This is a genomic window from Campylobacter showae (assembly GCF_963515975.1).
Taxonomy (GTDB): domain Bacteria; phylum Campylobacterota; class Campylobacteria; order Campylobacterales; family Campylobacteraceae; genus Campylobacter_A; species Campylobacter_A showae_F.
The window spans coordinates 61,029-72,735 of record NZ_CAUPZM010000006.1 but is presented as its reverse complement, the minus strand read 5'-3'; the positions used below and the strand labels follow the sequence as shown (position 1 = coordinate 72,735).

At 46.9% G+C, this 11,707-nt stretch carries 9 protein-coding genes and 1 tRNA gene; 7 read left to right on the top strand and 3 right to left on the bottom strand.

Annotated features, from left to right (window positions below; genetic code table 11):
• On the top strand, positions 1–855 hold the full coding sequence (locus RWM02_RS03465; protein WP_122862635.1) for a universal stress protein: 855 nt from the start codon (positions 1–3) through the stop codon (positions 853–855).
• Positions 856–1,318: 463 nt separating this feature from the next.
• Here the strand turns inward: RWM02_RS03465 and RWM02_RS03460 are convergent.
• Both RWM02_RS03460 and RWM02_RS03455 read right to left on the bottom strand, forming a co-directional pair.
• A tRNA-Leu gene (locus RWM02_RS03460) sits at positions 1,319–1,402 on the bottom strand.
• Between the two features lie 42 nt (positions 1,403–1,444).
• Complete coding sequence (locus RWM02_RS03455) at positions 1,445–1,744, bottom strand: F0F1 ATP synthase subunit C (RefSeq protein ID WP_122862636.1); 300 nt, start codon at positions 1,742–1,744, stop codon at positions 1,445–1,447.
• A 271-nt stretch (positions 1,745–2,015) separates the two neighbouring features.
• Here RWM02_RS03455 and RWM02_RS03450 point away from each other — a divergent pair, with 271 nt between their 5' ends.
• From RWM02_RS03450 to RWM02_RS03430, 5 genes are read left to right on the top strand one after another with little or no spacing between them, the layout of a single operon-like run.
• Positions 2,016–3,353 carry a sodium-dependent transporter gene (locus RWM02_RS03450; protein ID WP_314069140.1) on the top strand — a complete coding sequence of 446 codons (1,338 nt, stop codon included), beginning with the start codon at positions 2,016–2,018 and terminating at the stop codon, positions 3,351–3,353.
• Positions 3,354–3,355: 2 nt separating this feature from the next.
• Positions 3,356–4,696, top strand: coding sequence for a sodium-dependent transporter (locus RWM02_RS03445; protein ID WP_314069138.1), 1,341 nt, complete (start codon positions 3,356–3,358; stop codon positions 4,694–4,696).
• Positions 4,697–5,278 carry a TRAP transporter small permease subunit gene (locus RWM02_RS03440; RefSeq protein WP_314069136.1) on the top strand — a complete coding sequence of 194 codons (582 nt, stop codon included), beginning with the start codon at positions 4,697–4,699 and terminating at the stop codon, positions 5,276–5,278. It abuts the gene before it with no gap.
• A complete protein-coding gene (locus RWM02_RS03435; RefSeq protein ID WP_314069134.1) occupies positions 5,275–6,600 on the top strand; it encodes a TRAP transporter large permease in 1,326 nt (441 codons plus the stop codon). Before RWM02_RS03440 ends, RWM02_RS03435 begins: the two co-directional genes overlap by 4 nt.
• Positions 6,601–6,651: 51 nt before the next feature.
• On the top strand, positions 6,652–8,082 hold the full coding sequence (locus RWM02_RS03430; RefSeq protein WP_314069132.1) for a DUF4139 domain-containing protein: 1,431 nt from the start codon (positions 6,652–6,654) through the stop codon (positions 8,080–8,082).
• 682 nt (positions 8,083–8,764) lie between these two features.
• Here the strand turns inward: RWM02_RS03430 and RWM02_RS03425 are convergent.
• Positions 8,765–9,766: a hypothetical protein gene (locus RWM02_RS03425; RefSeq protein WP_314069130.1), complete on the bottom strand. Its 1,002-nt coding sequence runs from the start codon at positions 9,764–9,766 to the stop codon at positions 8,765–8,767.
• A gap of 109 nt (positions 9,767–9,875) precedes the next feature.
• On the opposite strand from RWM02_RS03425, the gene RWM02_RS03420 reads away from it, so the two are divergent.
• Positions 9,876–11,696 carry a biotin/lipoyl-containing protein gene (locus tag RWM02_RS03420; RefSeq protein ID WP_314069129.1) on the top strand — a complete coding sequence of 607 codons (1,821 nt, stop codon included), beginning with the start codon at positions 9,876–9,878 and terminating at the stop codon, positions 11,694–11,696.
• The last annotated feature ends 11 nt before the right edge of the window (positions 11,697–11,707 follow it).

Here is an 11,707-nt window from a genome sequence, read left to right as displayed (position 1 = left end):
ATGCAGTATAAAAAAATATTTTTCCCAATCGGCGCGGGCGACGACGTAAAAGAGCGTATCAGAGGAGCTTTGCTGGTCGCTAAGCATTTCAACAGCCACATCGAGATTTTGGCTTGCCAGCTAGATCCAGGCGTCGTTTATAACATGAAAATGACGCTTCGAGGCGGCGTGCTTTATGATGAGTTTTTAAAGGCGGCGAAAGCGGAGCTTGGCGTCGAGCACGAACGCAACGAGACCATTTTTCATAAACTTTGCGAAGAGCTAGACGTGCAGATCAGCGACGAGCCGATCGAGGGCAAGACGACGGCTAAATTTACCACAAAAAGCGGTAAGCGAAGCGTTGTGGTCGAGCAGGAGTCTAAATTTTGCGATATGGTAGTTGCCGCGGTACCGCTTGACGGCAAGATCACGGGTACGTTTGAAGCGGCGGTGCTAAAAAGCGGCAAAACGGCTATCACGATACCAAGGCGCATAACGAGCTTTAAGGCTGACAATATCCTGGTTAGTTGGAACGGCTCGACGCAAAACTCTCGCGCCGTGAGCAGCTCGATCGAGCTGCTAAAAAAAGCTAAAAAGGTGCATTGCATCACTTGCATGCCGCATTCTGGCGACGGTAGCGCAGAGGAAAATCTAAAAAAACTAGAAGAGTATCTAAAGCTGCACGGCATACAGGCGACTTACGAGGTCGTGAGCACGACTTCGGTGCCGGGCGAGGCGTTGCTGCGAAGCGCTAAAGAGGGCGGATTTGATCTTATCGTAGCGGGCAGATACGGCGAAAACGGCTTTTTGGAGATATTTTTGAGCGGTACTTCGAGATATTTCCTTAAAAATACGACGATACCGGTCTTTATGTAAGACAAAATTTGGAGCCGAATTTTCAAATTTGACGTTTGGCTTCAATGCAAATTTAGGCGACCGGGCTTCTTATGGGAGCTTGGTTGCTTTTTAATTTTAGAATTAACTTCGGGCGCTTGCCGATTAAATTTGAGATTTTCCTTTTTTGTGCTCTACTATTATTGTAAATTTAGATATAAATGAAACGATTAGATTTGTCTTATAAGCCACTGTTTTTGGCATTTTTTTAAATCTAATTTTTTTGATTTAATTTTTGCGCTTATTTAAATTTGCAAACCGCTTTTTAAATTTGATCGTATAAAGAAGTGTGGCGGCTACTAAAACATCTAATAGACTTAAGTTCTTTAATGCATTATGCGCAACTGCAAGAGTGCTTGTACGTATTGTCTGTTTCGCACAGTTAGATTTTAGGCTAGCAGATTATTGATGGCTTTAAGAGTTTTTTAGAAGTTAATAAGAATTATGGTGCGACCTGCGAGATTTGAACTCGCACACCCTTCGGCACTACCACCTCAAAGTAGCGTGTCTACCGTTCCACCAAGGTCGCACGTGGATTAAAGAACAAAGAGCGGGACGAGCCCGCCCGAGATTATAACATTGGGTTTGCGTAAAGAACGATTAGCGCGATAACTAGTGCGTAGATAACTTGCGCTTCGATCATCGCAAGAGCAACGAACATCGTCGTAGTTAGCTTGCTGCCCACGCCAGGGTTTCTAGCCGTACCAGAAATAGTTGCAGAAGCGGTATTTCCCATACCGATAGCGCCGCCAAGAGCCGCTAGGCCTAGACCAACTGCTGCCGCAAGAACAGAGTAAGATTTTAGCATTTCGCCGCCGTCCGCAAACGCGAAGCTAGCAAAAGCCATCATTAAGAAAACAACTTTTTTCATAAAGTCTCCTTGTAAATTTAAGCCATTTCGGATCAGACCCCTACTTTGAAGCTTTGAGAGCGCATTTTATAAAAATTTAGCTTTGAGTTACTTAAAACCGAGAAAATTTTCATAAATTTTCTACTAGTCAAATTTGCTGCCGCGTAGTGCTACAAATTTACAAAAAATTTCAGCGATGTTTCGTTTTTCCACGAATTTATTTAAAAATTAGAATTTTAAAAGCTTTTTTATGCTAGCCTCGCTTCTGAAATTTTAAATACTAAGGTTAAATTTGGCGCAGGATAAATTTTCAAAAATCGGCTTTATCTTAGCCGTCGCGGGCTCTGCGGTGGGGCTTGGAAATGCGTGGAAATTCCCGTATTTAGTCGGTCAAAACGGCGGTTCAGCCTTCGTGCTTTTGTATCTTTTTATGACGTTTTTTGTCGGACTTGCGATATTTTTCGGCGAGATAGCTATCGGTAAGCTTTCTGAATCAGACCCCGTAAACGCCTTTAAAAAGCTTGCTCCAAAGCGCAAAGAAACCTGGAAATTTGCGGGTTTTACGATGATAGGCGCGATCATTATCGCCTCTTTTTACACGGTCATCATCGGATGGATACTAAAATACGCAGTAATGGTAATAACCGAGCTACCAAAAGACGTCGAGGCTTCGGAGAAAATTTTCGGAAATTTCTACGCTAATGACGCCGCATCTCAAATTTTTTACTTTACGATCGTGTTTTTCCTCTGTATTTTTATCGTATCAAAGGGCATAAAAAGCGGCATAGAGCGCGTAAACGTATGGATGATGCCATCGCTTCTTATTTTGCTTATCATTATGCTTAGCTACTCGTTTACGATGGACGGCTTCGTGCAGTCGGCTAAATTTTTGCTGGTTCCCGATTTTTCAAAACTAGGCGTAAGCAGCATTCTAACCGCGCTTGGACTCGCGTTTTTTACGCTGTCTTTGGGTGTGGGCGTTATTATCGTTTACTCAGCGTCGCTGCCCGATAATACCAATCTCGTTAGCTCCTCGATCATAATCGTCGTGATAAACGTCGTGATGGGCATTTTGATGGGACTTGTTATCTTTACTTTCGTGTTTGAGTTCGGCGCGACTCCTAGTCAGGGCGTGGGCCTCGTGTTTATCTCGCTACCGACGCTATTTGCGAAGCTCGGCGCACTCGGACACGTGCTTGCGTTTGCGTTTTTCTCTGCTCTGCTTTTTGCGGGCATTACCTCGGCTATCTCGATGCTAGAGCCGTTCACGCACTATCTTATCCGCGAATTTGGCTTTTCTCGTAAAAAAGCCCTCGCGCTAATCGGCGCTTTCATCTACTGCATGGGCATTTTGTGCATACTTTCAAGCATCGAAGGCGTTAAAGAAAATTTGGTATTTTTCGGCAAGAGCTTTTTTGACTGTCTTGATTTTCTTAGCTCAAACATCATCATGCCTATCGGCGGCATCACGGTGTCGATTTTCGTCGGGTTTGTCATCAAAAAAGACGCACTTTTCATACTTTTTGGACCGTATATGAGCAGGGCCGTTTTTGAAATTTGGTATTTTATGATTAGGTTCGTAGCTCCTATCAGCATCGTCATTATCACCATAAATGCGCTAAGAGGCTAACCGTGTCAAGCGATAAATTTTCTAAAATCGGATTTATATTATCCATCGTGGGTGCCGCGATCGGACTTGGCAATGCGTGGAAATTTCCATACATGGTCGGCGCAAACGGCGGCTCGGCGTTCGTGCTTTTGTATCTTGTTTTTGCCGTTGCGGTCGGGCTTAGCATATTTTTTGCCGAGATGGCGATGGGTAAAATTTCAAACGCCGATCCCGTTAACGCCTTTCGCTCGCTCGCTCCTAAAAACGGCAAATTTTGGGGCTACGCCGGCGTCATAATGATAACGGGCGTTTTGGTGGCGTCGTTTTATACGGTCATCATCGGCTGGGTTATTAGGTACTCGGTCTTATCTCTTGGCGAACTTCCGCAAAGTATCGCGGTTTCGGGCGAAAATTTCGGCAAATTTATAAGCTCTGATATCTCGGGCCAAATTTTATACTTTAGCATCGCGTTCGCGGCCTATTTTTTCATCCTCTCAAAGGGCATAAAAGGCGGCATCGAGCGCATAAATTTATGGCTTTTGCCGACGCTTTTCTTGCTACTTATTTTTATGCTGATTTACTCGATGCAGATGGGCGGATTTTCGCAGGCGGCGGAGTTTTTGCTAGTGCCTGATTTTTCTAAGATCACGAGCGAGGCGGTGTTTGTAGCTCTGGGGCTTGCGTTTTTTACGATGTGCGTGGGTATCGGAGCGATAGCTACGTATTCGGTGAGCCTGGATGACAAGACCAATCTTTTCACCTCTTCGCTCTACGTCGTGGCGCTAAACATCATCGTTAGTGTCGTCATCGGACTCATCGTTTTTACATTCGTTTTCGAGTACGGCGAGCAGCCTAGCCAGGGCGTGGGACTTGCGTTTATATCGCTGCCTACGCTGTTTGCTAAGCTGGGAGCGATGGGGAATGTTTTAAGCTTTACATTTTTTACCGCGCTTATTTTTGCGGGGCTTACGTCGGCTATCTCGATGGTCGAGCCGCTCGTTTTTTATCTCATAAACGAGTTTAAGATCCCTCGCCTGCGCGCTATCGCGATCGTTGGCGTTTGCGTTTACTGCCTAGGCACGCTTTGCGCGCTTTCAAATATTACCGAATTTAAAGACGCGCTCACGTTTTTCGGCAAGGGATTTTTCGACGTTTTAGACTATCTAAGCTCAAATATCATGCTGCCGCTGGGCGGTATCGTGATCGCGGTATTTGTCGGCTACGCTATGAAAAGACGCAGCCTAGAGGAGCTATTTTTACCGTATATGGGTAGGGCGGTTTTTGAAATTTGGTATTTTTTACTGCGATTCGTTGCGCCGATTTGCATTTTGGCGATAATGATAAGACAAATTTTGGGGAGTTAAATGGAACGAAATTTAAAAAAAGTAGAGCGATTTTTCGGTAAATTAGGCGACATCGTGGGTTATGCCTGTGTACTCGTGATGTTTTTGATGATCGCGGACGTTTTTTTTAACGTCACGGCGAGATATTTTTTCAAATACGGCAACGTAGGTCTCCAGGAGCTTGAGTGGCACTTTTTTAGCATCATCATCCTGCTTGGCATGAGCTGCGCGCTAAAAGACGACGCGCACGTGCGAGTGGATATATTTTACGAAAAGATGAGCGTAAAGAAAAGGGCGCTTATAAATATGGCGGGCGTCATCCTTTTTATCCTACCGCTTGCGCTTTTGGTCGCGTGGCTGAGCTGGGACTACGTCGTGGAGGCGTACGAGAGCGGCGAGGGTAGCGCAGATCCGGGCGGTTTGCCGTATCGCTGGGTCATCAAGGCCTTTATCCCGTTTAGCTTCTGGTTACTTATATTTTTTAGCGTCGAATACTTTATAAAGTGGCTAAACGTCTATCTGGACGCTCGGTCAAATTTAAGCCAGGCGGGCAAATTTGACGCAAATTTAAGCAAAACCGCGCAACAAGGAGAGGGAAAATGACCGGCATAGTAATGTTTTTGGCCGCGCTTTTTATGCTTGCTATCGGCTTTAGCGTAGCATTTACGTTTGGCGCGATAGCCGTCATTTTCGGACTCATCGGCGGTATGGTCGAGAGCTTTGGCGACGGTAACGGCTTTATGGGCGGGCTTGAGATCTTTAAAGAGACCTTTAACTTCATGCCTTACCGCATCTACTCGATAATGGAAAATAAAATCCTCATCGCCGTACCGCTTTTCGTTTTTATGGGAATTATTTTACAAAAGACCAAGCTAGCCGAGAGATTGCTCGAGAGCATGGCGTTTTTATTCGGCGAGATTCGCGGCGGCGTGGCGATCAGCACCGTGCTAGTGGGCGCGCTACTAGCCGCATCTACGGGCGTTGTGGGCGCTAGCGTCGTAGCTATGGGCGTTATGAGCTTGCCCGTGATGCTAAAGTACAACTACAACAAAGCTCTAGGCTGCGGCACTATCTGCGCTTCTGGCACGCTTGGACAGATCATCCCGCCTTCGATCGTTTTGATTATCCTGGGCGACGTCTTTACGGTGCCCGTAGGCGATCTTTTCCGCGAGGCGATATACCCAGGTCTTGCGCTCGTGGGCGCTTATATAGCCTATATCCTCATCGTCTCTTACGTCAAAAAGGACTACGCGCCGCCCGTCGTAGTAGAAAGCGACGTGCCTAAATCAAAGCAAATTTTAAACGCTATCCTTGCGATTTTGCCGCCGCTAGTACTTGTCGTGCTGGTGCTTGGTTCGATATTTGAGGGCATCGCTACGCCGACGGAGAGTTCGGCGTTTGGCTGCGTGGGCGCGATCTTGCTTTCTGTTTTTTACAGGACTTTTTCGTTTAAAATGCTAAAAGAAGCTCTCGAAGAGAGCGTCAAAACCACGGCCGTCGTCTTTACTATCCTTATCGGCGCGACCGCATTTTCGATGGTGTTTAGCTACACCGGCGGCGACGAGATCGTTGAGGAAGTGATGTCAAATTTGCCGGGCGAAAAATGGGGTTTTATTATCTTAGCTATGATTACGATTTTTGCGCTAGGATTTTTTATAGACTTCGTCGAGATTTCGTATATCGTGCTGCCGATCTTGGCGCCGATTGCCGTAAATTTAGGCATAAATCCGCTATATTTTGCTATCGTTATCGCGATGAACTTACAGACTTCGTTTCTCACGCCTCCGTTTGGCTTTAGTCTCTTTTACCTAAAAGGCGTGGCGCCGGCAGAGGTCAAGACCTCCGACATCTACCGCGGCGTGGTGCCTTTTATCGCGATACAAATTTTAGTTCTGATCATCTTTACGATTATCTTGCTAGGCTAAAATTTATCTTTGTAAGGCTATAATCTCTTAAATCCACCCAAAGGAGAGAAAATGAGAGAGATAGCCTTAGTTTCGGCGTTTGCCCTGATCGCGAGCGCCGAAAGCAACCTGATAGAAATCTACAAAAACGCCTCATTTATACATCAAAACTTTAGCAATCAAAAAAGCGAATTTAGCCTAAATTTGCCCGATTTCGTCGAGCTTGAGGATATCGACGTGGCCGCGTCGTGCGAGCTGCTAAGTCTAAATTTAAACGAAGCAAAGCCCGCAGAAAACGAGACCTACGCTAAATTTAAGCAAAACGAAAAAGAGCTTGAGGAGCTAAACGACAAGCTAAACGCGCTAAACTCCAAAAACGCTTTTTTAAATAATTTTCCGGCTTTTAAAGAGCAAAGCGTCGCAAATTTGGACGCCGACGGCGATAAATTTTACGAAGCGGTGCTAAAAAACCTAGCCCAAATTTCGCAAACCAAAAAGCAAATCGACGAGCTGAAAAAGAAAATGAACGCGGCCGAGGTTAAAAATTTTCAAAAGCTTGATTTGAAATTCGAATGCGACCCAAAACAGGTCAAGATCTCCTATCCCGTGGGCGTTAACGTAAATTTAAAAAATAAAATCCATGCCGACGTCGCAAAAGGCAAGGTCGAAATCTCGCAAAATTTAACCGTGACAAATCCGCTGGGTATAGATTTAAACTCTCTTACTATCGCGCTTTATCCGTTTTACTACTCGTCAAATTTGACGCCCGCTCCGTTTTATCCGCGCTACGAAGGCAAGCCGGCGCCACGAAATATGATACCGCTGGCGGCCGCGCCGATGATGGAGGCTAGTGCCGATATGGCGCCGCGAAAGGCATACGCAAAGAAAAATAGCGTCAAAGACGTGCAGTCAATCAACGAGCAAAACGCGCTCGCAAACGCGTGGCGCATAGAGGGCGTGAGTCTAAAAGCGGACGAAACGGCGGACTTTGCCTACGACAAGCAGAGTCTGGATGCTAAATTTGACCTCGTCATCGACGGCTACGGCAGCGCAGGCGCGTTCGTTAGAGCCGCGTTTAAGCCGGAGCGTAGCATCGAGAGCGCGCAAAGCGAGTTTAAAATCGACGGCATAAATATCGGCAAAAGATACGTAGGCTACGCCGCCGGCGAGGAGGCGAAGGAGTTTTTCGGCAAAAACGAGCTTATTAGCGTGAAAAAAGAAGCTAACGGCGAATATACGAAAGAGTCGTTTTTCGGCTCGAAAAACAAGATCTCGCGCGGGTATAAATTTAGCGTCAAAAACGGCTCAAAACTCGCATGGGACTTGGTTTTAGAGGAGCAAGCGCCAGTTAGCACGCATGAGAGCGTAAGCGTGAGCGTGAAAAACGACCCGAAAGAAAACGAAATCGGCAAAGACGGCAAAGTAACGTGGAAATTTGCGCTTAAGCCAAATGAGAGCAAGGAGATAAATTTCTCCTATGAGCTAACTAAACCTAGCGAATAAACTTGTAAATTTCTTGTTGCGACTTGTCTCGCGAGCGCCTTTAAATGAGCTAGAAATTTTCTCCCTCGATGAACTATATGTTCTATCTTCGGTCGAAAATTTCGTCGCAACATTTAGATTCATCGCAAGATACTTCGCCTTATCGTTTTACGCTCAAATTTGAAGTCAAATTTGGTTAAATTTGCAAATTTTGCCAGCCGAGACCCGCATCTTGAAAACTCAAATTTAAAATTTGCGGCGCGGTGCGCCAAATTTAACCTGCACGCAGTGCGGCAACTTCTCACGTGCAGTGGGGTTGGAGAGGGTGTGGGGGCGGAAGGGGCGACGCTTCGTAAGTAGAAACCCCTTCCGCCTCCCAAGAAAAAGAAAAGGCGGATATAGAAGGGAGCTCTTTGGTTTCGGCTTTACCTCGCCTTGTGCTTAGCCACACTTTGTTTGCTACTGTTAGGACACACTCTCTTTGAGAGCTGCTAGCAGGGCGCAATTCAAGCTCCTCCCACTTAACAAAGAAGCAAGACGACTTCAAGCAATCATGTTTGTTTAAAAAATTTAAGAGTGCGACGCTAAATTTGACAAATCCAAATTTAGCACCTTAAAGATGCAGGTCTTGGCAAGTAAAATTTGCTAAGTTTATCTCGGTCGAATTTGCCGAATTTGTCCATAAAATTTAACCCGTAAAAAGCTAAAAACCAAACTCGGCGTAAAATTCGTTCAGGTAGTCCGAGTAGTATGTGTTGCCGTTTCTAGCGTCAAATTTGCCCGCTATCTCTAGAGCTATCTTGTAGTCGTTCTCGTCGCCAAATGCGCTAACTGCGATGAAAAATCGCAGGTCGTTTAGATCGTCGTTGCCGTCAAGGATCGCTGCTGAGTGCTTGCGGGCCAAGCTTAGCGCCGTCTCGCGCTCGTCCAGCCTAACGGCGATCTCGATTAGCGGGGCGATCTGATTTATGACGCGAGGATTTGACTCGATCGTCGCCGCGGCCTTTGGCAGCAGGGTTTTTGCCTCCTCTATCTTGCCCGTCTTTATCATGCTAAAAAGTATCGGCGCATAGGTTATGTGTGGCACCTCGGAGCAAGTTAGCTCGCCAGAAAGTATCGGCTCGGCAAGCCCCAGCGCCGCTTCGTGCTCGCCTGCAAAATTTAAATACGCGATCTCATCGCTTGCTTCGCACGCCTCGCAGTCACCCATATCGTCCTTGGCGAGCTTTTTCCACAGCTCGTAGTTGGACCTTGCCTCCCTAGCGTCGCCCATATCGATGTTTTGATTCATCAAGGCCTTGTAGTAGGCCGCCAGCGAAAGCTCCAAGCGCTCGTAGTAAAACAGCATCGCTTCGTTTGCCTCGTCTATGAGCTCTTTTTCTATCACGGAGCTTTTGGCGATGCCCGAGACGATCCATTTAAATTTCCACAGGCAGCTCTCGAAGTCGCCGAAATTCGGGTATTCGCTATCTTTTAAATTTTGCGCGATGTAGCCCGTGAGCCACATTAGCGCCCTCGTTCTTAAAACCGCGCCGAATTTTTCAAATTCCTCGTTTAGCACAAAGTCGCAAATTTGCGCGGCAAATTCGAAATTTTCCGCTTCTACGGCGTCTCTTATCGCGTCAAATAAAAATTCCTCTTTACCTGCCAATCTATCAAATTCTTTTAGCTTTTTATATAGCTCTTCTAGCGTGCGCTCTTGCATTTGCTCCCCTCGTTAAACATTTTTGTGATAATGCTTTGATTTTATTATATCCACTTAATCTAAAACTAGGTAAAATTAGCACGATTTTGAAATTTGACAAGGCGGCAAAATGGCGAAAAAATTTATAGACGTTATGGATACTACCTTTAGAGACGGCTTTCAGTCGGTTTTCGGCGCGCGCGTGGCGATGGCTGATTTTTTGCCCGCGGTTAGCGCGGCTAAAGAGGCCGGTATAACGCACTTTGAGTTTGGCGGCGGGGCGCGGTTTCAGAGCCTTTACTTTTACCTAAACGAAGACGCGTTTGTGATGATGGATAAATTTCGCGAAACGGTCGGGCCCGAGGCAAACCTGCAAACTCTAAGCCGCGGCGTAAATACCGTGACGCTAGACACAGGCAGCCGCGAGCTGGTCGATCTGCATGCAAAGCTCTTTAAAAAGCACGGCACGACCACGATACGAAACTTCGACGCGCTAAATGACGTGGAAAATTTAAAATTTTCAGGCGAGCGTATCGCTCATCACGGCTTAAAGCACGAAGCGGTCGTCACGATGATGGATCTGCCTGCAGGCTGTTCGGGCGCGCACGATGTGGCGTTTTACGAGCGGATTTTGCGCGAAATTTTAGACGCGGGCATCCCGTATCACAGCGTTTGTTTCAAAGACGCTAGCGGCACCTCTAGTCCGCAAAAAGTATATGAGACCATCAAAATGGCTCGCAAACTCCTCCCGCAAAATACCCACATCAGACTCCATACTCACGAAACAGCAGGCGTTAGCGTCGCGTGCTATATGGCTGCTTTAGAAGCCGGCGCAGACGGCATAGATCTAGCCGCAAGCCCGGTTAGCGGCGGTACCAGCCAGCCAGATATCCTAACGATGCTGCATGCCGTTAAGGGCAAAAACTACGATCTGGGCGGACTTGACGTGGAGAAAATTCTAAAATACGAAAGCGTACTCGGCGAATGCTTGAAAGATTATTTCCTGCCGCCCGAGGCCGTGCAGGTTAGCCCGCTCATCCCGTTTAGCCCGATGCCCGGCGGTGCGCTAACGGCAAATACCCAAATGATGCGCGATAATAATATCTTGGATAAATTCCCCGAGGTCATCCTCGCGATGCGCGAAGTCGTGCAAAAAGGCGGCTACGGCACGAGCGTGACGCCGGTGAGTCAGTTTTATTTCCAGCAGGCGTTTAACAACGTAATGTTCGGCCCGTGGAAAAAGATCGCCGAGGGCTACGGCAAAATGGTGCTAGGCTACTTCGGCAAGACGCCCGTAGAGCCCGATAAGAGCGTAGTTAAGCTAGCTAGCGAGCAGTTAAGCTTAAAACCGACCAAAGAACACGCCATGGATATCGCGGATAAAGACGAGAGCAAGTCGCTTAAATTTACGCGCGAGCTACTTAAAAAAGAGGGCATCGAGCCTAGCGAGGAAAATATCTTTATCGCTGCGGCGTGCAAGGAAAAGGGCATCGCGTTTTTAAAAGGCGAAGGTAAGGTAAATATCCGAAAAAAATCGACAAATGCGTGCGAAACGAGCGCGCCGACCTCTCGCGCGAAAACTCCGATAAACGAAAAATACAGCGTCACCGTAAACGGCAAGAAATTTGACGTCGAGGTCGCGGACGCTGACGGCAAAGCCGAGATAAAAAGCGTAAAACCGGCAAGCGTAGCGCACATGCCGCCCCCTGAGCTCTCTCCGGCTAAAACGACCGGCGGCAGCGGCGAGCCGGTGAAAAGCACGCTTCCGGGAAACGTGTTTAAAATCCTAGTCGCAGTGGGCGATAGCGTGAAAAAGGGGCAAAGGATGTTTGTGCTGGAGGCCATGAAGATGGAAATAGACGTAAACGCTCCAAAAGACGGGCTGGTAACGTCTATAGAGGTACAGCAAGGGCAAACCGTAGCAAACGGTCAAATTTTAGCGAAAATTTAATCTAAAAAAGG

What these genes read in the sequence shown, in the direction of transcription:
- RWM02_RS03465 (WP_122862635.1), top strand. Translation starts at nt 1, where the DNA reads ATGCAGTATAAAAAAATATTTTTCCCAATCGGCGCGGGCGACGACGTA.
- RWM02_RS03455 (WP_122862636.1), bottom strand. Translation starts at nt 1,744, where the DNA reads ATGAAAAAAGTTGTTTTCTTAATGATGGCTTTTGCTAGCTTCGCGTTT.
- RWM02_RS03440 (WP_314069136.1), top strand. Translation starts at nt 4,697, where the DNA reads ATGGAACGAAATTTAAAAAAAGTAGAGCGATTTTTCGGTAAATTAGGC.
- RWM02_RS03435 (WP_314069134.1), top strand. Translation starts at nt 5,275, where the DNA reads ATGACCGGCATAGTAATGTTTTTGGCCGCGCTTTTTATGCTTGCTATC.
- RWM02_RS03430 (WP_314069132.1), top strand. Translation starts at nt 6,652, where the DNA reads ATGAGAGAGATAGCCTTAGTTTCGGCGTTTGCCCTGATCGCGAGCGCC.
- RWM02_RS03425 (WP_314069130.1), bottom strand. Translation starts at nt 9,766, where the DNA reads ATGCAAGAGCGCACGCTAGAAGAGCTATATAAAAAGCTAAAAGAATTT.
- RWM02_RS03420 (WP_314069129.1), top strand. Translation starts at nt 9,876, where the DNA reads ATGGCGAAAAAATTTATAGACGTTATGGATACTACCTTTAGAGACGGC.